This is a genomic window from Halomicroarcula saliterrae, assembly GCF_031624395.1.
Lineage (GTDB): Archaea > Halobacteriota > Halobacteria > Halobacteriales > Haloarculaceae > Haloarcula > Haloarcula saliterrae.
Map to the genome: position 1 here is coordinate 65979 of NZ_JAMQON010000005.1, position 22156 is coordinate 88134.

The 22156-nt window shown below is 61.5% G+C and carries 19 protein-coding genes and 3 pseudogenes; 20 read left to right on the forward strand and 2 right to left on the reverse strand.

Annotated features, from left to right (window positions below; translation table 11 throughout):
- Nucleotides 1-123 precede the first annotated feature (123 nt).
- The 17 genes and pseudogenes from NDI56_RS16440 (at nucleotide 124) to NDI56_RS16515 (ending at nucleotide 16112) form a co-directional block, all read left to right on the forward strand.
- Nucleotides 124-687 carry a metal-dependent hydrolase gene (locus tag NDI56_RS16440; RefSeq protein WP_310920752.1) on the forward strand — a complete coding sequence of 188 codons (564 nt, stop codon included), beginning with the start codon at nucleotides 124-126 and terminating at the stop codon, nucleotides 685-687.
- A gap of 1703 nt (nucleotides 688-2390) precedes the next feature.
- Nucleotides 2391-3200: a ZIP family metal transporter gene (locus NDI56_RS16445; protein WP_310920755.1), complete on the forward strand. Its 810-nt coding sequence runs from the start codon at nucleotides 2391-2393 to the stop codon at nucleotides 3198-3200.
- A gap of 125 nt (nucleotides 3201-3325) precedes the next feature.
- Nucleotides 3326-3655: a hypothetical protein gene (locus NDI56_RS16450; RefSeq protein WP_310920757.1), complete on the forward strand. Its 330-nt coding sequence runs from the start codon at nucleotides 3326-3328 to the stop codon at nucleotides 3653-3655.
- A 48-nt stretch (nucleotides 3656-3703) separates the two neighbouring features.
- A complete protein-coding gene (locus tag NDI56_RS16455; RefSeq protein WP_310920758.1) occupies nucleotides 3704-4576 on the forward strand; it encodes an ABC transporter ATP-binding protein in 873 nt (290 codons plus the stop codon).
- A complete protein-coding gene (locus NDI56_RS16460; protein WP_310920759.1) occupies nucleotides 4573-6537 on the forward strand; it encodes an ABC transporter ATP-binding protein in 1965 nt (654 codons plus the stop codon). The genes NDI56_RS16455 and NDI56_RS16460 overlap by 4 nt, the downstream gene beginning before the upstream one ends.
- 58 nt (nucleotides 6538-6595) lie before the next feature.
- Nucleotides 6596-7747, forward strand: coding sequence for an ABC transporter substrate-binding protein (locus tag NDI56_RS16465; protein WP_310920760.1), 1152 nt, complete (start codon nucleotides 6596-6598; stop codon nucleotides 7745-7747).
- Nucleotides 7748-7749: 2 nt separating this feature from the next.
- A complete protein-coding gene (locus tag NDI56_RS16470) occupies nucleotides 7750-8982 on the forward strand; it encodes an ABC transporter substrate-binding protein (RefSeq protein WP_310920761.1) in 1233 nt (410 codons plus the stop codon).
- Nucleotides 8975-10153, forward strand: a complete 1179-nt coding sequence (locus tag NDI56_RS16475; protein WP_310920763.1) for an ABC transporter substrate-binding protein — start codon at nucleotides 8975-8977, stop codon at nucleotides 10151-10153. Before NDI56_RS16470 ends, NDI56_RS16475 begins: the two co-directional genes overlap by 8 nt.
- A 2-nt stretch (nucleotides 10154-10155) precedes the next feature.
- Nucleotides 10156-11303, forward strand: a pseudogene (locus tag NDI56_RS16480) (ABC transporter substrate-binding protein).
- Between the two features lie 2 nt (nucleotides 11304-11305).
- Entirely contained in the window at nucleotides 11306-12043 is a 738-nt protein-coding gene (locus tag NDI56_RS16485) for an NAD(P)/FAD-dependent oxidoreductase (protein WP_310920765.1), read from the forward strand.
- Nucleotides 12044-12151: 108 nt separating this feature from the next.
- Entirely contained in the window at nucleotides 12152-12586 is a 435-nt protein-coding gene (locus tag NDI56_RS16490; RefSeq protein ID WP_310920766.1) for an ester cyclase, read from the forward strand.
- An 89-nt stretch (nucleotides 12587-12675) separates the two neighbouring features.
- Nucleotides 12676-12900: pseudogene (locus NDI56_RS21890) on the forward strand (DUF7552 domain-containing protein); the annotation flags it as partial.
- Nucleotides 12901-12954: 54 nt separating this feature from the next.
- The gene (locus NDI56_RS16495) at nucleotides 12955-13596 is read left to right on the forward strand and encodes a DUF7551 domain-containing protein (RefSeq protein ID WP_310920767.1); all 642 of its coding nucleotides are present in this window, start codon (nucleotides 12955-12957) and stop codon (nucleotides 13594-13596) included.
- A 2-nt stretch (nucleotides 13597-13598) separates the two neighbouring features.
- Complete coding sequence (locus NDI56_RS16500) at nucleotides 13599-14387, forward strand: DUF7260 family protein (RefSeq protein ID WP_310920768.1); 789 nt, start codon at nucleotides 13599-13601, stop codon at nucleotides 14385-14387.
- Nucleotides 14388-14559: 172 nt separating this feature from the next.
- Nucleotides 14560-14979: a metal-dependent transcriptional regulator gene (locus tag NDI56_RS16505; protein WP_310920769.1), complete on the forward strand. Its 420-nt coding sequence runs from the start codon at nucleotides 14560-14562 to the stop codon at nucleotides 14977-14979.
- A gap of 178 nt (nucleotides 14980-15157) precedes the next feature.
- On the forward strand, nucleotides 15158-15484 hold the full coding sequence (locus NDI56_RS16510; RefSeq protein WP_310920771.1) for a NifU family protein: 327 nt from the start codon (nucleotides 15158-15160) through the stop codon (nucleotides 15482-15484).
- A gap of 250 nt (nucleotides 15485-15734) precedes the next feature.
- Nucleotides 15735-16112, forward strand: coding sequence for a cupin domain-containing protein (locus NDI56_RS16515; protein ID WP_310920772.1), 378 nt, complete (start codon nucleotides 15735-15737; stop codon nucleotides 16110-16112).
- A gap of 145 nt (nucleotides 16113-16257) precedes the next feature.
- On the opposite strand, the pseudogene NDI56_RS21775 reads toward NDI56_RS16515, so the two are convergent.
- Nucleotides 16258-16344: pseudogene (locus NDI56_RS21775) on the reverse strand (30S ribosomal protein S14); the annotation flags it as partial.
- A gap of 156 nt (nucleotides 16345-16500) precedes the next feature.
- The gene (locus NDI56_RS16520; RefSeq protein ID WP_310920774.1) at nucleotides 16501-17868 is read right to left on the reverse strand and encodes an ABC transporter substrate-binding protein; all 1368 of its coding nucleotides are present in this window, start codon (nucleotides 17866-17868) and stop codon (nucleotides 16501-16503) included.
- Nucleotides 17869-18264: 396 nt separating this feature from the next.
- On the opposite strand from NDI56_RS16520, the gene nikB reads away from it, so the two are divergent.
- From nikB to NDI56_RS16535, 3 genes are read left to right on the forward strand one after another with little or no spacing between them, the layout of a single operon-like run.
- Nucleotides 18265-19215: a nickel ABC transporter permease gene (gene nikB / locus NDI56_RS16525; protein ID WP_310920775.1), complete on the forward strand. Its 951-nt coding sequence runs from the start codon at nucleotides 18265-18267 to the stop codon at nucleotides 19213-19215.
- Nucleotides 19212-20102: a nickel transporter permease gene (nikC, locus tag NDI56_RS16530; protein ID WP_310920776.1), complete on the forward strand. Its 891-nt coding sequence runs from the start codon at nucleotides 19212-19214 to the stop codon at nucleotides 20100-20102. Before nikB ends, nikC begins: the two co-directional genes overlap by 4 nt.
- A gap of 1 nt (nucleotide 20103) precedes the next feature.
- Complete coding sequence (locus tag NDI56_RS16535) at nucleotides 20104-22050, forward strand: dipeptide ABC transporter ATP-binding protein (protein ID WP_310920777.1); 1947 nt, start codon at nucleotides 20104-20106, stop codon at nucleotides 22048-22050.
- The last annotated feature ends 106 nt before the right edge of the window (nucleotides 22051-22156 follow it).

Consider the following 22156-nt stretch of genomic DNA (forward strand, 5'->3'; position numbering starts at 1 on the left):
CTCAGAGTTGTCCCCCAAGTCTGAAATCGAGAGTGGAGACAGGAACCCGTGTTCTTGGCGCGTTCACCTACGTCTCTTCACCAAAGAACCGTACTCGAACTGTTTCAGCGACACCGGTCAGATATGATGCTGCCGACGCACGCAGTTGTAGGGCTGGCTCTCGCGACGCCGCTTGCCCTCCTGGCACCGGAGTTCGCGACGGCAGCTCTGACCGGTGGATTCGTCGGTGGTGTGCTTCCGGATTTGGATCTCTATGCCGGCCACAGGCGGTCATTACACTACCCGACTGGATACACGCTTGCGGCCATTTTCGTGGGTCTCGGCGCTTTGCTCCTGCAAACGCAACTGCTCGTCGCGCTGGCGTTCCTGCTTGTTGGTGCGGCGGCCCACTGTCGGATGGACCGATATGGTGGCGGGCTCGAACTCCGCCCGTGGGAGGAGACATCCGAGAGAGCCGTCTACGACCACGTCCGAGGGCGCTGGCGGACACCGAAACGGTGGATACGGTACGACGGCTCGCCCCAAGATATCGTTTTGCTGGTTGTCGTCAGCACGCCAGTGGCAGCGGTTCTGAACGGCCCATTCCAATGGGTCGTCTTGGTGGCCCTCCTCGTCGGAGGCACGTATGGACTACTGCGCCAGCGGTTGGCGGAGCTGGCACCAACCATCTTCGAACAAGTTCCGTAGTCGGTATCGTCCTATGTCCCGGAGAGGTACAAACGCTGAGAGTTCAGACTGTGGTCGTGGACGCCACGCAGACCTGAACGCGTCGGAGAATATCGCACAACGGGAGGGTGAACCATGCACGGGCTAACGTTTCGGGCGTGTCGAACAGTGCTACCTCGCGGACTGAACAACCCGCCGTCGTTGACGCCTGCTGTATGCAAGGAGGAAGGCCCCATTGACAGGGCTATACGCGCTGTAACGCACACCGTTGGTCACAACTCGGTAGCGACCTTCGACGTTCCACGCGAAAGCGTACGTGAGAACCAAGGAAACGCGCAACCTGAATATCCCCTTCGAGGAATCCTCGCCCTTTAGCGCGGGGAGGATGTCAATACGGGTGCTTATCTGAAACCGCGGCGGTAGGGCCAAAAGCTCATGTCGTCTCTACGTAATATACAACTGGTGCATTGGTTTCAGAAAGCACGGTATGTCGTTGCGTTGTGTGTCATCGTCTTCACCGGACTCAGCTTGGCCACCGAAGTTGGCGAGGCGCCTATCCAAGCCCTTGCCTCTCGGTATCTACTGTTAGCAGCGATGCTGGGTCTACTGGGTCTCGTTTTCTGGTTCGATAACCGATACTAGAGTGGCTCCGCAGTTACAACTCGTACGAGGCTCATGAGACTATCTCTCGGCCAATCCGCGACCCTGCTGAACAGCTGGTCCGCCCCAATAGTTTTGAACGAAACTCAGTGAGTCTGGTCCTGTTGCTCCGTCCCTGCGTAGTCGAATCTCCCGCGGAGTGGCAGGGCTGCCGCCCGGTACCACGGGAGAGCGGCTCGGGGACGACGGCGGGGGGTGACGTGGTGGTCGGGACGGCTCGGTCATCCCTCGGCCACGTCAGTCCAACCAGTCAGTTCGCTCCCGTATCGTCTCGGTGATAAACTCGAACTCGTCACCGAGGCTCACCAGCTGATACCCCTGCGCCACAGTCCGCCAGTCCGTCCGGGCCTGCAAAATTACTGTTGTGCACGTCCACAAGCGGGACGCCCCGTTCGGCGCAGGTCGCTCCCATCGATACTGCTGTCCTCCTTCGGGTGCCAGGGCTGTGGCCTGTTCCTGCTGGCTGTGTATCCCGGAGCAGTGGTCGCGTTTACCCTCCCGATGGGACTGTTGAACGGAGCGGCGCTGTTCGGGTCTGGATTCGCCCTGGGTTTCCCGCTTCTCCGGGACGTAGCGCTCTCGATGGGGCGGCTACCTAGACCGGCAACGTCACCGCCACGCTGCTTGTCGGCATGGGAGTTGGTGTCGGAGCGGGGTCAGTACTCGCCGGGACGGCGGCGAGTGTTGTCGGCCTGTCGAGCGTGTATGCCCTCCTGCTCGTCTTTCCGGAGGCGGGAGTGGGGCTGACTACGCTGACCGCGTCTCGCCTGATGGTCGGCGGACACGATCGACGAACTCCCTGATAGCTCGGGACCCGCGGGGATTGTCTCACGAAAACGTTCGGTCGGCTCCCAGTCCGTCACCGGATGGCGTCCCGCAGTCGTTTCTGGGCTTCTCTGGGTTCGCCCGACCGGACCGACGATAGGGGGAACCGTCCGGCTCACCGCTAATCCAACGGCTTCGCGTGCATACCATAGCACCCGGATATTATTACAATAAAAATATTAGTTTAATCTAACTGGTTAGGACATGTGATTTTTTATAGTTGTATATTACCTATACCCATGTCGTTACTCGCTAACGTAGTGTTGGTGTTCGTCGCGGGCTTGGTAACAGCGCTGGCGACAGGTATCGGAGTCCTCCCGTTTTTCGTGATAGGGACCGTCAGCGAACGGCTGCAGGTCGCCCTCTGGGGCCTCGCGTCGGGCATCATGGTATCGGCCTCGGTTTTCGGGTTGGTCGGCGAAGGCCTCGCCGAGGCCGATGGACAAACCGATATCTACCTGATGCTCGGTGGGCTGATAGCAGGCGCGATTCTCGTCGTCGTCGCCGACCGAATCATCTCGGACCACGAGTTCGACCCGGGCACCTACGAGGAGGCGGATTTCAGGAAGCTCGTGCTCGTACTCGGAATTCTCACGGTTCATAGCTTCCCCGAGGGGGTCGCCGTGGGCGTCTCCTTCGCCGAGTTGAATCTCGCGGGCGGCATCGAGTTCGGCCCGTTCGTCGTCCCCGTACTCGCGATATTCATGACCGTCGCGATATCGATTCACAACGTTCCGGAGGGACTCGCCATCTCCATCCCGCTACGGTCGATGGGCGTCTCGAACTGGCGGATGGTCTGGTGGGCCGTCTTCTCGAGTCTACCCCAGCCCATCGGAGCGGTACTCGCTTTCGCCTTCGTCCGGGTCGCCAGAGAGTTCCTGCCCGCCGGCTTCGGGTTCGCCGCGGGAGCGATGATATTCCTGGTCGTCTCGGAGTTCATCCCGGAGGCGCTGGAACACGGGTCCGAACTCGCCGGACGCGGATATCGGGAACTGGCAATCGGTGTCACATCCGGGTTCTCCATCATGATTCCACTGGTGTTCGTGTAGATGTCCGCCGTTCAGCCGCAATCGGGCCGAGCACAGCCAGAGGATAAATCGACTGATAGCTGTCTCGTTCCGGAACAAAATACGCCAATCAAAGTACTTATTAACTTTTTAGGTGAGCCTAAAGCATGGCACAGAACAGCGACGCTCCGATGCGTCGAGACACAATCAAATACGGCGGGACGCCGGTCGCCGGGGCAGGGCTTGCGGGCTGTTCGAAGATACTGGGTGACGGGCCGGGAACTGAGACGGCACGACGGGGCTCCTACTCCGTGACCATGGACCCGATCGGAACCGCCGAGTTCGACAGCGTTCCGGAGCGCTGGATGGCGTGGTCGACAGACTACTGCGATATCGGGTTCGTCCTCGGACACACAGATTCCGGTCGGCATCGTCACCGGCCTGATCGGTGGACCGGACTTCCTCTACCTGATGCGCAGACAGGAACAACTGGGTGAGATATAATGACGGAAAAACAACACGAAAGTGCACGGACCAACGGGAATATGGCGTACGAACACCATCGCGACGACGCCACGCTGGTCGGTGAGGAGCTCGTCCTGTCGTATCCGAGCACCGACGGGCCGGTCATCGGTGGCGAGTCGATCAGTGTCCGTCCCGGCGCTGTAACGGCCCTCGTTGGCCCGAACGGCTCGGGCAAAAGCACGCTTCTAAAGGGACTTGCCAATCAGCTCTCGCCCGACGACGGGTCGGTCCTCGTAGACGGGGAGGCGATTCAGTCCTACGGGAGCAAGGAGCTGGCCCGCAAGATGGGGCTGCTCTCACAGGAGAGTACCTCGCCGGACAGCATCACTGTCGAGGACCTCGTCTACCACGGTCGCTATCCGCATCGGGGATTCTTCGACAGCGTCACCGACGAGGACGAACGCGCCGTCGACAGGGCCATCGAGCTTGCGGGGTGTGACCATCTCCGTGACAGCGAGGTCGGCCAGCTTTCGGGCGTCCAGAAACAGCTGGCGTGGATCGCGATGGTGCTGGCCCAGGAGACCGACGTGTTGTTGCTGGACGAACCGACCACCTTCCTCGACCTCCATCATCAGCTCGAAGTGATGGAGATCATCGAAACGCTCCAGCGGGACAGCGAGATTACGGTCGTCGTCGTTCTGCACGACATCCAGCAGGCGGCCCGACTGGCCGACGAGATGGTCGCGCTCGAAGACGGCGAGATTCAATCCCGGGGGACGCCCGAGGAAGTCGTCACGGAAGGACTGCTCGCTGAGGTCTTCGAGATAGAAGCCGAGGTGGACCAGACAGCCCGTGGCCCGCGAATCGAGCCACTCCGACCGCGCCACAGCGGGGACGACGAGACGCGCTCGGAGACACCCGTCGCCCGGAGCGACGGCGGAGGCGGGGGATGAGCAGCTCGGAGGGGTTCGAAACCGAACTGGACGCCTATCGCGAGCGAGTCGAGCGACCGCTGTGGCGGCTTTTCCGAGCGTACGCACCGGGAAAAGTGGGCTGGCTCACGGTGGCGCTACTGACGAGCATCCTCGCGTACGGAAGCTTGCTCGTGACCCCAATCGTGCTGGGGACGACTATCGACGCGGTGTTTACCGGCGAGAGCGCGTACGCGCTGCCGTTCGTTCCCGGCGCGTGGCTCCCCGCCGAGCCGGCGATGCAGTTCTGGTTCTCCGCGGCAGTCGTCGGCGGGGCCCTGCTGGGCGGCGCAGTGTTCCAGTACGTCCGCGGGGTCGCTATCAACGTTTTCGCCCACGGCGTGATGTACGAAGTCCGCGTCGACGCCTACGAGAAGATGCAGCGTCTCGACATGACCTTTTTCGACAACAAAGAGACCGGCGAGGTCATGTCCATCCTCAACAACGACACCTCGAACTTGGAGACCTTTTTCGACAACGCCGTCGGCGACAGTGTACGCATCTGCGTCATCGTCGTCGGCATCACCACGGCGTTGCTGTACACGAACTGGCAGCTCGCGCTGGTCACGCTCGGCGCGGTGCCGCTGCTGGTCGCGTTCACGTGGTGGTTCATGCGCGTCATCGAACCCAGGTACACCCGCCAGCGTGAAACGATCGGCGACCTGAACACGCGCATCGAGAACGGACTGAGCGGCATCGAGCTCGTCAAGACCAGCAGTACCGAGACGTACGAGGACGACCGCGTTCGTCGGGTGTCCAGGGATGTCTACGACGCCAACATGGACGTGCTGAAGCTGAGTTACTTTTACCGGCCGGGGATGCAGCTCATCACCGGGGCGGCGCTGCTGGCGACGTTCGTTCTGGGTGGACTGTGGGTCTTTTCGGGCCCGCCGCTGTTTTTCACCGGCGAACTCACGACCGGTCAGTTCGTCGTGTTCATGCTGCTGACCCAGCGACTGACCGGGCCGATGGCACAGCTCTCGAACATCGTCGACTGGTACGAGAACGCGAAAGCGTCTGGCAAGCGTATCTGTGGGCTCATCGACGTCCCCGTCCGCATCGGGGATGCCGCGAATCCCATCGCGCTGGACGATGTCGATGGCCACGTCGAGTACGACGACGTGACCTTCGCCTACGACGGCGGCGAGCTCGGAAGCACCTCGGAAGAGTCGACCAGGGAACACCGTGACTCGGGAGACGGGACTGTCCTCGAAGCCGTCGACATCGACGTTTCGCCGGGCGAGACCGTCGCGATAGTCGGGCCGACCGGCGCGGGTAAATCGACTGTCGCGAAGCTACTTCTCAGGCTGTACGACGTCTCCGAGGGCGCACTCAGCGTCGACGGCCACGACGTTCGAGACGTCCGACTTTCCGACCTCCGCTCGTCTATCGGCTACGTCAGCCAGGATACGTTCCTCTTCGACGGAACAATCGCCGAGAACATCCGCTACGGCTGTTTCGACGCCGACCGCGACGCCGTGGTCGCCGCCGCCGAAGCCGCCGAAGCCCACGGCTTCATCGAGGGGCTGTCGGAGGGGTACGACACCCGCGTCGGCGAGCGCGGCGTCAAGCTGTCGGGTGGCCAGCGCCAGCGCATCGCCATCGCCCGCACCGTCCTGCAAGACCCCGAAATCCTCCTGCTGGACGAGGCCACGTCGGCGGTAGACACGGAGACGGAGTACCTGATTCAGCGCTCGCTCGACCGGCTGGCGGCCGACCGGACGACGCTGGTCATCGCTCACCGACTCTCGACGGTAAAAGACGCCGACCGGATAGTCGTCCTCGACGACGGCCGGGTCGCCGAACGGGGCACCCACGAGGAATTACTGGCCGCGGACGGGCTCTACGCCAAACTCTGGGGCGTCCAGGCGGGTGAAATCGAGGACCTCCCCGAGACGTTCCTCGAACGCACCGCGAGCGGCACCGTCGGCAGTGAGCCATGATTTAGGCCCACCTAAGAATCGAAGTCTTTTTGTGCATTTTAGGCTAGCCTAAAATCAGATGTCTAACGAGAACACAGCACGGACGCGCAGAGACACGCTGAAATACGGCGCCACGGCGGCCGCACTCGGACTGGCGGGCTGTTCGGACCTCGCGGGACAGAACAGCACACCGACAGGCCCGGGAGAGTACTCGGTGACGATGGCACCGATGGGCGAGGTGGAGTTCGAGAAGCCACCCGAGGACTGGGTGAGCTACCTCAGCACGTACGGCGACATGGGTATCGCCCTGGGCAAGGCCGATAGGCTCCAGGGCCTGTGGGACCCCGACGGCATGCCGAACGTGTTCTACGACGCGCTGCCGGACGTCGATGTTTCCTTCGAGGATGTCTCGCCGATATCCGGTGACAACGAGTTCGACAAGGAGATATTCTACGAACTAGACGCTGACGTCCACCTGTTCGATCCCAACTGGCTCGGCGTGCTGGCCGACGACTGGGGTGACGCCGACATCGAGGAGATTACCACCGGGGTCGCTCCGTTCCTCGGTAACTACATCCGGCGACGTGGCGACGACTGGCACGACTACCAGTACTACTCACTGTACGAAGCCTTCGAAATCGTCGCAGACGCCTTCGATGAACGAGAGCGATACGAGGCGCTCGTCGAAGTCCACGAGGATATGCAGGCGACCATCGAGGAGCGGTTGCCGCCGTCAGCGGACCGACCGACTGTCGGCCTCGTATCTGTCAATTCCAAATTCGAGGAGGCTGCGTTCTACGTGTATCCTGTCCAGAACGGGAACAATCACAAACAGTACCGTAACCTCGGGATGCGAGGGGCCTTCGACGACCACATCGAGGGAAACTACGGGGAGTTCGACTACGAGCAACTGCTTGAGGTCGACCCCGACGCCATCGTGTTCCAGTACGGCTTCTCGCACGTCTCGACCGAGGAGTTCGAGTCCCGGATGGAGACGATGCGTGAAGATTCGGTCGGCAGCCAGCTTTCGGCCGTCCAGAACGACCGGTTGTACCGCGGTGGCACCTCCTACCAGGGGCCGGTCATCAACCTCTTCCAGACGGAGGCGGCAGCGAGGCAGTTCTATCCCGAGGCATTCGGCGAGTGGAACGGGACAGAGACACTGCGGGAGGACTCACTCACACTGTTCGACCGACAGCGGGTTGCAGATATCATCAACGGAGATAGCTAGCCATGAGCAACGACAACGACGTACGACACGACGTGCCGACTCGCAGAGACACCCTCAAGTACGGCACCACGGCAGCAGCCGCCCTCGGACTAGCGGGCTGTTCGAATCTCGCCGAGCAGTCCAGCGGCAACGGTACACCGACCGACAGCGGGAGCTACACGGCGACGATGGCGCCCGTGGGCGAACTATCGCTCGAAGAACCGCCGTCCTCGTGGGTCGGCGGGCTCGGGTTCACCGCCGACGTGTTGACGGCGCTCGGCCAGGCCGACGGCGCCGTGGGCATGGCTGATCCCCAATTCTGGTACACCGGTTTCTACGAATTCCTCGACGGGGTCTCGGCCCCAACGAGTGACGAACTGACCCAGATTACGACCGAGGAACGCGACACAGACCCCGAAGTGGTCTACGAGCTGGACCCCGATCTGATGGCCATCGACCCGAACATCCTGCTCAGTATCTACGGGCTCGACGAAGACGAGGCCCAGGAGATACAGGACACCGTGGCACCGTGGTTCGGGAACGAGAGCCGCCGGAAACGGTTCGACGGGTGGACCTACTGGCCCGACGGTGAGGAGTACGCCTACCTCTCTGTCCCGGAGTACGTCACGGAGTACGGGGCGCTGTTCGGTGAGATGTCCCGTGCAGACGCGCTGCTCGACCTCTACGAGCCGTTCATCGAGGACGTTCGGTCACGTGTGCCCGAAGAGAGCGAGCGCAGGTCGATGGCGCTGGTAAACGGCCGGTACAATCCGGAGAACCGCGATGGCTGGGTCGTCTACAATCCGAAGTCGGAAATCGAGAAGACCTGGGGGAAAAAACAGTACCGGGACCTGGATGTCGTCGACGCTTTCGAAGGCGCCTACGGCGGCGAATCGTCGGTCAAAGTTGATTACGAGGGGCTGCTGGAGTACGATCCCGACGTGATTATCTTCAACTTCGGAATCACCTACCGCGATTTCGAAGGTGAAAACTATATCGACCAACAGCGGGAGCACCTCAAGGACGACCCGGTCGGCAGCCAGGTAACGGCCGTCCAGAACGACGATCTCTACGTCGGTGGGACGCCGTACCAGGGCCCCATCATCAACATGTTCCAGACAGAGATGGCCGCCAAACAGCTCTACCCCTCGGAGTTTGGCGCCTACCCGGGCTACGGTGAGCTCTCGGCGGACGAGCAGCTGTTCGACCGCGGGCGGCTGGCGGACATCGTCAACGGAGACATCGACAATGAGTGACGACAGCACGACGTCAACACGCAGAGAGACGCTCAAGTACGGCGGCGCGGCTGCTGCGACACTTGGACTCGCCGGCTGTTCGGACTTCGCTGGACAGGGCCGCACATCCGGCACACCAACGGCCAGGTCATACGAAGCCTGCATCGAGCCCGTCGGCTGCCAGACCTTCCAGACGGTGCCCGAGACGTACATGGTCAACAACGGGGAGTGGGCGGACATGGCCTTCGCGCTGGGCCAGCGCGACGGGTTCTTGACCGCGACCAACATGATTCCGGGGTTCCTCTTCGAGCCGTTCGGCCTCGACGTGGGGACCCGCTCGGAGACCGAGTCGCTGTCGGCCGGGGACTGGGACAAGGAGCTGTTCTACGAACTCGACCCCGACATCATCCTGATGGACCCCAACTACATGCACGAGACGGGATGGGACGAGTCCTGGGACGAATCCGACACCGGGGAGATATCCGAGAACGTCGCACCGTTCTTCGGGAACAACATCCTCCGTCGGCGCGAGTTCCACGACTACACGCTCTACTCGCTGTACGAGGCACTCGATAGGCTCGCCGACCTCTTCCAAGAACGGGAGCGATACGAGGCACTCGCCTCAGTCCACGACGGGCTCCAGTCCGAACTCCAATCCCGGCTCCCGCCGGCAGAGGAACGTCCCGACATCGCCCTGCTCAACAGCGCGTCGGCGCCCGGCGAGGGGACGTTCTACCCGACGGACACCGAGGCCGAAGGCGTCGAGATGAAGCCTTACCGGGACCTGCAAATCGGGAGCGCGTTCCCGGACGAGATGGTCGTAGAAGGGACCATCGACTACGAGCAGCTGCTGGACGTCGACCCCGAAATCATCGTCATCCACTGGGGTATCGCTACGACCGGCGACAGTGATAGTTTCTCGCGAGCGGCGTTCCGCGAGCAGTACGTCGAGCCGATGGAGCAAGACTCCGTGGGCAGCCAGCTCACGGCCGTCCAGGAGGGCAACGTCTATCCGGGCGCGTTCGGCTCGCAGGGGCCGCTCGTGAACCTGCTCCAGACCGAGATGGTCGCCCAGCAGTTCTTCCCCGAGGAGTTCGGTGCCTTCGACCCCGAGTCGTTCCCAGAGGTGCCAGCGGCGCAGCGACTGTTCGACCGACAGCGAGTCACCGATATCGTCAACGGAGACATCTAACGATGAGTAACAACGACAGCGGTACGACCGACACAACGCGCAGAGAGACACTGAAGTACGGCAGCGCAATCGCCGCGAGCCTGGGGCTCGCTGGCTGTTCCAATCTCACCGACGACCCCGAGAGGACACCCACGGAGACGCCGACCGGTTACTCGGTCGAGATGGCGCCGGAGGGGCGGGTCAGCTTCGACGCCGTCCCCGTGCGCTGGGTTCCCTACGGCGGTGACTACGCCGACATGGGCGTCGCACTCGGCCAGGTATCGGGCAACCCGGCGAGTACTACACCTACGTCTACGACGAGATCCCCGGCGTGAGCGTTGACGAGGACCGCATCGAGCAAAACGACCTCGTCGAGGCGGAGATGGACAAGGAGCTGTTCTACGAGATGGAGAACGACGTCCACGTCATCGACACCTGGATGCTCCGCAACTGGTTCGACTGGACGGACGAAGACGTCACGGAAATACGGGACAACGTCGCACCCTTCGTCGGGAACATGATATTCCGGCGGTCGGACAGCTGGCACGACTACCGGTACTACACGCTGTATCAGGCCTTCGAGAAGATGGCCACGCTGTTCGACGAACGCGAGCGCTACGAGGCGTTCCGTGACCTCCACGAGGAGTACATCGCCGACATCCAGTCGCGGCTGCCGCCGGCGACGGAGCGACCGACAGTCATGCTCACCTACGAGGGGACGAACGAGCCCGAGACGTTTTCGCCGTACCGACTCAACGACCAAGGGACGAGCAAGAAACAGTGGAACGACCTGGGTGTGAGCGACGCGCTGGCCGGCACCGGCGTCGAGAACCTGAGCACGGAGAACCGAACTGAACTGGACTACGAGAACCTGCTGGAGGTCGACCCGGACGTGTTGCTCGTTCGCGGTCACGAGGACAAGTCCGCCTCGGAGTTCCGCGACACGGTGCTTGGCTACATGCAGGAACACCCCGTCGGGAGCGAGCTGACCGCCGTCCAGAACGAGCGCGTGTATCGGGGCGGCTACCTGCGCCAGGGGCCGATTCACAACCTCTTCCTGACCGAGCGAGGGGCGAAACAGTTGTATCCCGACGAGTTCGGGGCGGTGACCGGCGACGAGGAGCTATTCGACCGCGGGCGGGTCGCGGACATCGTCAACGGAGACATCTAACGATGAGTACGACCGCCCCGTACGAGGTCGTCGTGGTCGGTGGGGGCGTCGCCGGCCTTTCGGCGGCCGTCTTCACGGCTCGCCACGGGCTGGACACGCTCGTGGTCGATTCGGGCGAGTCGATTCTCCGGCGGAACGCCCACCTGGAGAACTTCCCCGGCTTCCCAGCGGGCGTTAACGGCCGGCAACTGCTGGATTTGCTCGAAGACCAGGCAGCCGAAGCCGGCTGCGAGCAGGTGACCGAGATGGTCAGCCACGTCGAGCAGACTGCCGACGGGTTCGCCGTCGAGACTGACGACGAAGAGCGCTACCGGTCGGAGTACGTCGTCGCGGCGACGAAGAACACTACCGACTACCTCAGGGGTATCGACGGCGTGGGTATCATCGACCGCGGGAAGGCGTTCGTCGACACCGACGAACGCGGACGCACCAGCGTGGATGGCCTGTACGCCGCCGGCCGTCTCGCCGAGAAACCCCACCAGGCCGCCGTCTGTGCCGGCCACGGCGCGGAGGTCGCGGTGACGATTCTGGAAGACGACGACCGGCCGTTCTACCACGACTGGGTCGCGCCCGAGGGCTACTTCACCGACCGTGATCGAGACCTTCCACCGGGGTGTGAGGAAATCGGCGACGAAGAGCGTCGCAAGCGTGAACGCCGCTCACTCGAACGGGTGCAAGAGCAGTTTGCCGAGCCACATCCCGACGAGCAGGTCACGCATCCGAGCCTCCGAGACGACTGATCCTTGGCTAACTGTTTAGTCACCGATTCGTTTCGAAGATCTGTCTTCGTAGTCCTCGTCGGCCGCCGTGAGGACAAAGACTAAGATGTTTTAGGCCAACCTAAAAACATGGTCGCGGATGAATCCTCCACCGACAAACGACTCGCTCAGCGCATTCCCGAAGAGATAGCCAGCGAAGGTGCGATTGACGTCGTGGACGAGTTATTTGCCGAGGATGTCGTCGCCCATATCAATCCGCTCGGTGGGGTAGAAGGTCGGGACGAGTTCCAAGAGTTGCCACAGCGGATGCGCGCCGCGTTCCCAAATCTTCAGGCGACGGTCGACCAGATAGTCGCGGAGGGCGACCACGTAGCGATGCATGTGACCCTCTCTGGCACGCATCGAGGGCCGTTCATGGGCATCAACCCGACCGAAGAGTCCTTCGAAATCGAACACGCAATCTTCGTCCGGTTCGCGGACGACGAGATCGTCGAGTTGTGGGGCCAGCTAGATGCATTTGGCCTGCTTCGACAACTCGGAGTGATCGAGGCACCGATGGAATGATTTCGGACCCCATGACCGACTTACACGCGAGGAAAAGCGCGAGAACACATCGGCAGGCTTGGTCGGGCGGTCAGTCCGGGAACTAAACTATGGTAGGCACGACGTTGGTCGAGATCAGAACGCACATCGAGGCGTTAGCCAGCGATGACGGTGCGTACATCGTCCGCTGTGGTCGCACAGGGGAGCGGCCGGTGCCGGTATCGGGACTCCGTTTCGACAGCCGAACGACCGCCCACAGCGCTGCCAGAGCCACGGCCCAGTATCGAGCGGCCCTCCGCCGATACGACCCACAGGTGCCGTATTACGACCTGATCGTGTGTGAAAACACGAGTGAGCTGGGTTCGGCCGCCAAATCGGAAGTGCACTCAGTGCCCACTTCGCGGGAACCTTCCACCGAGCGTCGCCTCGACCCCATTGCCGACAGGGGCGAGCCAGCGCAACGACGGCTCGTCGAGTTCTGTCACAGCACAGCGGCAGCCGTCTTCGAGACACTATCCGACGACGGGTACGACGAAACCGAGACCGCAGTCATGGACACGTACTTCGACCACGCAGAGACAATCGCTGACCCCGACGACCTCTGTCTCCGCTTACTGGAGAGTATGGCGATGGAACTCGATAGCCGGTTACACCCGGAGGAGCAGGCGGCGGTTCTCGAATCGGCCGCTACCCGGCAGTCGCCCGTAGAGACGACGAACCGACCAGTTGCAGCCACGCTGTCGGTGCTCGAAGAGAACGGTCTTCTAGGAGGTTATTCGCAGTCTCCGTGGTCAGTTGCACTTCGGGATGGGACACGGTCGATTGTCGCACAGCTATCGGCGTACGCGCTGTCCCCACAGGACGGTCGGCTCCCGGTGTTACCGATTGCGCTCGAACTGTATCGGCACCGAGCTGAGTGGCAACCGATGTCGGTTCGAGTCGGCGATGTCGACGACGGCTGGCAACTCACGCTCACGATGGCGACGGAGGCGACGCCGAGCGGGCTCGCAACTGTACGAATCGAATCATAACGATGCCCTCACACACCCGTATTCACGACGCGCTCACACGCGTCCAGACAGAACAGGACGCAGTCGACGCAAAACGCGACGCTATCGACCAGTTCACCGAACGCGTCGAAGCCTGCTCACCAGCGCCGAGTCCGGCGGCTGCAACGGGTGCCACCGCGACGGTGGGCCTCACGCCACAGCGGAGTCAGGGGAGCGCCGACAAGTGCCAGGCCGTTCGGCAGGCCTTCGCGGAGACGATCCGACCACACAGTCTCGACGATGTCGATGACTCGGAGTCACTACACGAGACCATCCAGGCCGAGCTGTCGGAATCCATCGCAATCGCACTGGCTCCGACGACGGAAGCGACGTTTTCACCCGAGCTGAAACAGGCAGTGCTCTCGAAGAGCCACGTTCGTCGAGCAGCGACGGACACCCTCCGTCGAGCTCTCGACCGAGAAGTCTCGGAACTGGGTGATGCCCGTGACACTGTCGACGAGATTACCGAGTGGATTAGCACGGCCGACGAGACGGCGTTGACCCAGCTTGGTTTCAACGAGCTAAGAACCAGACACGAGACACTGGCGGTATATCGGTCACGGTGTGAAGAGCTTGCCAGTCACCGGCAGGATTTCCTAGATGGGGCCACGAGCCACGGCGAAACGATCGACGTCAGCCATCGTAATTTAGTCGACTACGCGTATCAGGACTTCCCGGTCGATCGGCCCGTGTTGACCACGATTACAAGACTCGACGAGACCTGCGACGAGTGTCAGCGAATCGTCCGACAGCATCTGGTCCGGAGGGTCTGAACGATGGCAGATGGTCCTCGGCGAAAACGCGCTCATCTGTGGGTGCGGGTGTACGCGGCGATATTCGATGTTGACGACACGCGTCTTCAGGAAGCGATGGAGAACCAATCGGAGAGCGACGAATCGGACACACCGGGCGACATGGACGGGAGAGACGACACGTCGAGCCACAATGAGAGGGGCGCCACAGTATCTGTTGGCCATCTATATCACACAGCACCGCCAGGACCCGCCCATCCCGTCCGGCGCCATCGCGGAGATGCTAGACCGGTCTCCGGCGGCAGTGACGGAGATGTGCCAGCGACTCGGGGAGAAGGGTCTCGTCACCTACGAACCATACGAGGGCGTGACCCTGACCGAATCGGGACGTGAACGAGCCATGACGCTACACGAAACGTACGTGACCGTCTCGTGGTTCTTTCGCGGTGTGCTCGAACTAGATGACTACGAGTCAGAAGCGATGGAAGTGGCTGGGCTAGTCAGCCCAGCGGTCGCCGAGCGGCTCGCAGACACGCTGCCACACCCAGACTCAGGTGCCAGGCTCGAAATCGACGGGACAGACGACGCACCCACCGATAACGACCCGACGTGATAGATGGCAGTATCAACCAGCGGCTGGGTGATTTTTAGGCGGTGCGAAAAATTACCAGATTCAGTAGATATTGTCTGCCATAAGTGAAGATTATCGTAATAGGGGCCTCTAGAAGCGAATATTTAGACATCCCCAAAAGCTAAGATTTATGATACTATGGGTGAGATAGGTAGTTGTCATGAGCGCAGAAGGACTCGAACGACAGACGCGTAACTACATGAGCAACAACGTCCCGCAGATTCAGCAACACGGAGGCAACTTCGAGGTCCGGGATGTCGATGAGGCGGCCGGTACTGCTACCGTCGCCATCGGCGGTGCCTGTTCCGGGTGTGGCATTGCACCGATGACGATGAAGGCCATCGAACGCCAACTCCCGGAGAGCGTGGACGGGCTCGACGACGTCGAAGTCGTCCGGTCGAGCGGCCCACGTGCGGCGGTGATGCCATCGAAGACTGACGAGATGGAAGATATGGACGAGTACGAGGATTACAGTCCACCGTTCTAGACGACTGAACTGTGCGACTTAAAATGTCAAGTGATTGAATAGAATATTCAGAAAGCGACTTCGGCTAATCTAGTTTTAGAAACTTTCCGTTGGAGACGTAAGAACAGATGGCACGCATCGATTCCATTCTCCGAGATTGTGGAGTCAGAAACAGAACACTCAAAACTGAATCATTATTAGAGTGGTAGATATTGCTAAGGCTAGTTAACTAAACCTAGATTATTATTACTCTTCGCCGGGAACTGTCCGTATGAGCTATCGCACTGTAAATTATGAAGACGTCGAACAGGTTTCAGACGCGATGCACTTCCTGAGTGAGCCACTGGGCTGTCGACAGGTGGGCGTGACGTTCTCGCGGTGTCCCCCGGACTGGAACAGTAAACCACACGACCACGCCGACGACGAACACGAGGAAGTCTACGTCTTGGTACAGGGGAGTGCTGAGGTCCGAATTGATGACGAGTCAGTAGGCATGGAGACGGGCGATGCTGTCTGGATCGCCCCTGATGCGACGCGCCAGATTCGGAACGGTGAGGACGAAAGCGCGTTCGTCCTCATTAGCGCCCCCGAGTTCGATTCCGATGGTACGGGGGCAGACGCATGGATGATCAACGCGTTTCAGGGGTAGTCCCAGTCGGTTACTGGCAGTTCTGAAGCTGACTACGTCGCGTTGGTGTGACGCTGGGCGTCTGCGGAGCGAGGCGAGTCGGTCAGTCATACTTCTCGAACCTCGTTTTCCGCGAAAGCTCACGGAGCGACTGGCGGCAGAGTCAGATGTCGTATTTTCCCACCAGCCCGTCTTCGCGGCCGGTCATCCGATAGACTCGCCGGTCGTCTGCACTGTCGGTCGAGCTCTCAATGTCTTCCTCGTACGGTCGCGTCGCTGGATTCGAACTTCCATCGCAGTTCAGCGGTGCCGATTCGCTCTACTCATCGATGATGCAGGCTCGGCGTTCAGCGTCGACCGCAACCATCGTGCCGAAAAATCCACTGAGTACAACCGAAACAGATGTCCCTTATCGCGAGATGTCCTGCAGACCCTGATCGAAGGTTATCGGGTTCGGGTCGTATCCCGTCACGGACGACTGGGTCCCGTTGACTTTGGTCTGGCGCGTGAGAAAGCCGACTGGGACATCGGTCATGACGATTTCCTGGACCTCGTTGTACATCTCGGCTCGTTCGGACTCGTCGAACGTCGTGCGTCCAGATTCGAGGAGTTCGTCGACCTCCGCGTTCTGGTACGGGCTGTCCAGGATGTTCTGTTCGGAGTGATAGAAGTTCGTCAGCGTGTCCGGGTCGGGTGGGCTCCTGTAGAACGTCCAGAAACCAGCGAAGACGTCGAAGTCGCCGTTCTGTTTCGCTTCGTTGAGCGCGCCCCACTCCGTAACCCGGACCTCGATATCGAATCCGACAGTACCGAGCTGTGACTGTAGCACGGTGACGACGTCGGAGAGTGTCGGCCGGTCGTTGTACGTCCAGAGCGTGATCTGGAGGTCCTGTCCGTCTTTCCGACGAACGTCACCGTCTTGCTCCCAGCCAGCTTCGGAGAGAAGCGTGGCCGCTTGTTCGGCGTCGTGCTCGTAGGTCTGCAAGTCATCAGCTGACCAGTCGATGCGTTCGGAGTCCCATGGCGCGTGTGCGGGCGACCCGATTCCTTCGAGAACGGAGTCGACTATGGCGTTTCTGTCGATTGCGTACAGCATCGCCTGTCGGACGCGCCGGTCGGAGAGCGGTTGCCGGTCCGTATTGAACACCAGAATCTGCGTACCGGGGCCCTCGTTGCGGTGGAGCGTGAGACCGGACTCATGCCCAAGCGTACTGGCTTCTGAACTCGGGAGATTGGTCGCAAGCGCGAGTTCGTCGTTCTGCAGTTTTAGCATCCGAGTCTGTGGGTCTTGGACCCGTTCGAGGACGGCACGTTCGAGAGTCGGAACCGTGCCGTGGTAGCCGTCGTGCTTCGTAACTGCGAGCTGGGAGTCCGGCTGCCAAGAGTCAACCTGGAACGGTCCTGTGGCGATGGCCGACTCGACTTCTCCGTCGCCGTTGGCCGAGTCCGGGCTGATAATCCCCGCGGGTGGACGCGTCAACTGTCCGGGCAGCGAGGCCAGTGGCTCGCTAGTCGTGACGGCGACAGTTCTGTCGTCGGCAGCCTCGACAGCGTCTATCGGAAGCCCGGAGAGTCTCGACCCGCTCGTCGAGAACGCTCGTTCCAGTGAGAACACGACTGCGTCTGCTCCCAAGGCACTCCCGTCGTGGAGCGTGACATCGTCGCGGAGCGTAAACTCCCAGCGCGTGTCACCGTCCGACCGTGACCAGTCGCTGACAAGTTTCGGTTGGACCGCACCGTTACTATCGACACCGAACAGGCCTTCGAGGACACCCACTTCACGTAGACGCCACCCACCGTCCAGGTCGATCGGATCGAGTGAGGGTGGAAAGAACGGAACGCTCAATCTGAACGCGTCCCCGCTGTCCTCGCTGCCTCCGAGACAGCCGGCGACACCGGCTATACCACCTGCAGCAACGCCTCGTAGCAGGTCGCGTCGTCGTATTGTCGGTCGCATCAGTGTTAACAAAACTACTAACGAGTATAATAAAAGTTGCTAACTAGAGCGGCAGTTTTAACATATTTCGCGAGGTAGTAGTCAATATGTCGCAGTACGTGCTCCGGTGCGTTCTAACCGAATCCCGGAGATTGCAGCCCTCTGTTAACCGTCGACGCCAGGACCGGGTGGCGACCAGAGCTATCCAAGCTATCGGACAGATGAGGTGGTGGTGCCGTGGTATCTAGCGGGTACGCGATCTATCGTACCCTGACCACGCTCGTGGTCCTCGCGGGCGTCTCGGTACTGACGTTCGTCTTCGTTCACCTGACACCGGGCGACGCGGCGGCGACGATACTCCGGGCTCGTTCGGGCCGAACCCCACCGGACCACGTTGTACAGTCTTTCCGGCGGCAACATGGCCTTGACGAACCACTGCACGTCCAGTACGGACACTGGTTACTCGATGTCCTCCAGGGTGACCTGAGCACGTCTTACTACAGCGACAGGGCCGTCACAGAACTGTTGCTAGCTCATCTCCCGACCACCGTCGAACTCGCCGTCGCGTCGATACTCGTCGCGCTACTCGTCTCTATCCCGGTCGGGGTCCTCAGTGCCGTCCATCAGGGCGAGTGGGTCGATATGGTCGGCCAGCTCGGTGCGTTACTGGGGGTGTCGATACCGAACTTCTGGCTGGGGTACGTACTCATACTCGTCTTCTCGCTGAGATTCGGGCTGTTTCCGGTCGCAGGCACGGGCGATTTCTCGCATCTGGTGCTGCCAGCCGTGACCCTTGGCAGCGGGATGACTGCGATTATCACACGCGTCGTTCGGACATCGATGCTGGACGTACTCGACGACGAGTACGTGGACGTGGCTCGGTCCAAAGGGTTGCGTGAGCGCGTCGTAATCTACAAGCACGCCTTGCGAAACGCGCTCATCCCGGTGGTGACCGTCGTCGGACTCCAGTTCGGGTTTGTCATGAACGGCGCCGTAGTCGTCGAGGTCGTCTTCCAGCGACCTGGGCTTGGAACACTCCTCGTCGACTCAGTGTTCGCCCGTGACTACCCCGTCGTCCAGGGTGTCGTCCTTGTCATCGCTGTCCTGTTCGTGTTGACCAACCTCGCCGTCGACCTGACGTACCACTATCTCGACCCACGGATTCGCTCACAGGGGGTCCGACCATGAACGACTGTAGCCACGAGTTGCGGTCGTGGGCGAGACGTTCCCGTAGCTATCTCGTCCGTGGAATGCGCGGGCAACCGATCACGTCTGTCGGGGCGCTTATCGTCGTCTCGTTGGGCTGTGTCGCCGTCTTCGGCCCTATCCTGACGCCGTACGATCCGGCGGCACAGAATCTAGCGAAGCGGCTCCAGCCGCCATCGTTGGTCCATCCGCTGGGGACCGATCAGTTCGGTCGAGATATCCTGACCCGCCTCGTCTATGGGGCGCGAATATCGCTTGGTATCGCTGTGACAGTTACCGCGGTCCGTGTCCTCATCGGGACCGCTGTCGGGCTGGTCGCGGGCTATGCGGACGGGTGGGTAGACGAGTTCCTGATGCGACTCGTCGACCTTCAGTTAGCCTTCCCGGGACTGGTCCTGGCCCTCGTGGTCGCTGGCATCCTCGGTCCCAGTCTGGGAAACGTGATGGTCGCACTGGCTGCCGTCGGGTGGGGGACGTACGCCCGTGTCGTCCGCGGGAGTGTGCTCTCGGTCAAACAGCGCCGGTATGTCGACGCTGCCAGGCTCGCTGGCGCACCGCGGCGACGCATCGTTCGCCGGCACCTCTTGCCGGCCGTCGTCAGTCCGGTTGTCGTCATCGCGACACTCAATCTCGGGACCGTCGTGGTCGCCACCGCCGGTCTCTCTTTTATCGGATTGGGTGCGCAGCCGCCGACAGCCGAGTGGGGAACGATGCTCGAAAGCGGCCGGGAACACCTCAGACAGGCGTGGTGGGTCGTGAACGCGCCGGGCGGTGCCATCGCGGTGACGGTCCTCGGATTCAATCTGCTCGGGGATGGCCTCCGTGACAGGCTGGATCCACGCCAGGAAACGCGAATCGAGGAGGTGTGAGATGACGGAACTGCTCACTCTCTCCGACCTCCGCGTCCAGTTCGACACAGCCGACGGCGTCGTCGACGCGGTCGACGGTGCGTCTTTTTCGGTCAGTGATGGCCAGGTCGTCGGGCTGGTCGGTGAGAGTGGTTCCGGAAAATCAGTCACCGCAGCGTCCGTTCTCGGGTTGCAGTCCCCCGGGAAGATACGGGACGGGCGAATCGTCTACAGGGGCACCGACCTCACGGCGATATCCGAAGCCGCTCACAGGGACTACCGAGGCACCGAGATAGGGTTGGTGCCACAGGACGTGATGTCGACGCTCAACCCGGCCTACGACGTGGGAGAACAGATAGCCGAGGCGCTCCGGGTCGACGAGGTGGGCGACCGCCAGCGGCTTACGGACTTTCTTCAGCTCTCGCCGTTCAGAGGCAAAGCGTGGCGAGGCTACCGTCGGCGAGCAGTCGACCTACTCGCACAGGTCGGTATTTCCGACCCGGCGGAGCGGGTCGACGCCTATCCGCACGAACTGTCCGGCGGGATGCGACAACGGGTGCTCCTCGCGATGGCCCTGGCGGGCGATCCGGCTCTCCTGATCGCCGACGAGCCGACGACTGGACTGGACACGACGACCCAGGCCAACATCCTCGACCGCCTCCGGACGCTGGCCGACGAGCGGGACACCTCGTTGTTGGTCATCACACACGATCTGAACGTCGTCGCAGAGATATGTGACCGTACCGTCGTGATGAACGACGGGGAAACGGTGGAAGCGGGCCCCACCGAGCGTGTCTTGCAAGCTCCCGACCACCCCTACACTGCGGAACTGCTGTCGTGTCGTCTCGGGAACGTCGAGAGCCAGCCGTCACCGACGACTCGTGAAGCCGCTGCTGACGGGGGTACCAGCAGTGACTCTCCGTGCACGCCCCGATACCGAGACGCGACGGACAGATGTGCGGATCGAACACCAGTCATCGAGACTGCCGGTCTCTCGAAGGCGTTCGACCTCTCCGAGTCACTACTCGAACGACTGCGTAGCGGCCGTCGGACGCTCCGAGCAGTCGACAACATCGACCTCGCTGTCTACCAGGGTGAGACACTGGGAATCGTCGGCGAGAGCGGGAGCGGAAAATCGACGGTGGCGAAACTGCTCGCTGGACTCTCTCGGCCGACCGATGGCGCAGTGCGATTCGATGGCGACAGCGTTGGAACCGTCACAGAGCGCACCGACGACTGCCGTTCTGACATCGGGTTCGTGTTCCAGGACGCCGGAGAGAGTATCAACCCACGACAGACGGTGCGTGAGACTATCGCCGAACCGCTACTCGAACAGGGATGGGAGAAAGAGCGTCGCGAGGCTCGAGTACAAACGCTCCTCGACCGCCTCGACCTGCCGACGGCGGTCGCGTCCCGTCGATCACATCAGCTTTCCGGGGGACAGCGCCAGCGTGTCGCGCTCGCCAGAGCTCTCGCACTGGAACCGCGGGTACTGATACTGGACGAGCCGACCACCGGACTGGATGCATCGACCCGTAGTCGACTACTTGACGTCCTCGACTCCCTCCAGCGACGGCTCGATTTGACCTACGTCGTTATCTCACACGACCTCGACGTCGTCCGCCATCTCGCCGACAGGGTACTCGTGATGTATCTGGGTCGTGTCGTGGAGCGTGGGCCCGCGGAACTGTTGTTCGACCGACCGAGTCACCCCTACACGGCGGCGCTCGTTGAATCGATACCACCGCTGGACGGTACCATGCCGCTCGAAGGGGAGGTGCCCAGCGCCGTTGACCCGCCAAGTGGCTGTGCGTTTCATACGCGCTGCCCGAAGGCCGAACCGGAGTGTGTAAACACGGTTCCTGAATCGAGAGCTGTCGGACGGGCAGAGACACGCTGTCACTTTGCCGACGCTGTCGCGGACGGTAACCGGACATCCAAACATCCAGGTTGTGACCGAAAAAAGTGAGTGGGTAACTCTTCGGGAGTTCGCATCGCTACTGCGTCGGTCGGCTTGCTTAGTTACGCCGCGGACCAGATTACTAGATTGAACTAACTGTGGCCACCCGATTTTT

What these genes read in the sequence shown, in the direction of transcription:
- NDI56_RS16440 (WP_310920752.1), top strand. Translation starts at nt 124, where the DNA reads ATGATGCTGCCGACGCACGCAGTTGTAGGGCTGGCTCTCGCGACGCCG.
- NDI56_RS16445 (WP_310920755.1), top strand. Translation starts at nt 2,391, where the DNA reads ATGTCGTTACTCGCTAACGTAGTGTTGGTGTTCGTCGCGGGCTTGGTA.
- NDI56_RS16450 (WP_310920757.1), top strand. Translation starts at nt 3,326, where the DNA reads ATGGCACAGAACAGCGACGCTCCGATGCGTCGAGACACAATCAAATAC.
- NDI56_RS16455 (WP_310920758.1), top strand. Translation starts at nt 3,704, where the DNA reads ATGGCGTACGAACACCATCGCGACGACGCCACGCTGGTCGGTGAGGAG.
- NDI56_RS16460 (WP_310920759.1), top strand. Translation starts at nt 4,573, where the DNA reads ATGAGCAGCTCGGAGGGGTTCGAAACCGAACTGGACGCCTATCGCGAG.
- NDI56_RS16465 (WP_310920760.1), top strand. Translation starts at nt 6,596, where the DNA reads ATGTCTAACGAGAACACAGCACGGACGCGCAGAGACACGCTGAAATAC.
- NDI56_RS16470 (WP_310920761.1), top strand. Translation starts at nt 7,750, where the DNA reads ATGAGCAACGACAACGACGTACGACACGACGTGCCGACTCGCAGAGAC.
- NDI56_RS16475 (WP_310920763.1), top strand. Translation starts at nt 8,975, where the DNA reads ATGAGTGACGACAGCACGACGTCAACACGCAGAGAGACGCTCAAGTAC.
- NDI56_RS16485 (WP_310920765.1), top strand. Translation starts at nt 11,306, where the DNA reads ATGAGTACGACCGCCCCGTACGAGGTCGTCGTGGTCGGTGGGGGCGTC.
- NDI56_RS16490 (WP_310920766.1), top strand. Translation starts at nt 12,152, where the DNA reads ATGGTCGCGGATGAATCCTCCACCGACAAACGACTCGCTCAGCGCATT.
- NDI56_RS16500 (WP_310920768.1), top strand. Translation starts at nt 13,599, where the DNA reads ATGCCCTCACACACCCGTATTCACGACGCGCTCACACGCGTCCAGACA.
- NDI56_RS16505 (WP_310920769.1), top strand. Translation starts at nt 14,560, where the DNA reads ATGAGAGGGGCGCCACAGTATCTGTTGGCCATCTATATCACACAGCAC.
- NDI56_RS16510 (WP_310920771.1), top strand. Translation starts at nt 15,158, where the DNA reads ATGAGCGCAGAAGGACTCGAACGACAGACGCGTAACTACATGAGCAAC.
- NDI56_RS16515 (WP_310920772.1), top strand. Translation starts at nt 15,735, where the DNA reads ATGAGCTATCGCACTGTAAATTATGAAGACGTCGAACAGGTTTCAGAC.
- nikC (WP_310920776.1), top strand. Translation starts at nt 19,212, where the DNA reads ATGAACGACTGTAGCCACGAGTTGCGGTCGTGGGCGAGACGTTCCCGT.
- NDI56_RS16535 (WP_310920777.1), top strand. Translation starts at nt 20,104, where the DNA reads ATGACGGAACTGCTCACTCTCTCCGACCTCCGCGTCCAGTTCGACACA.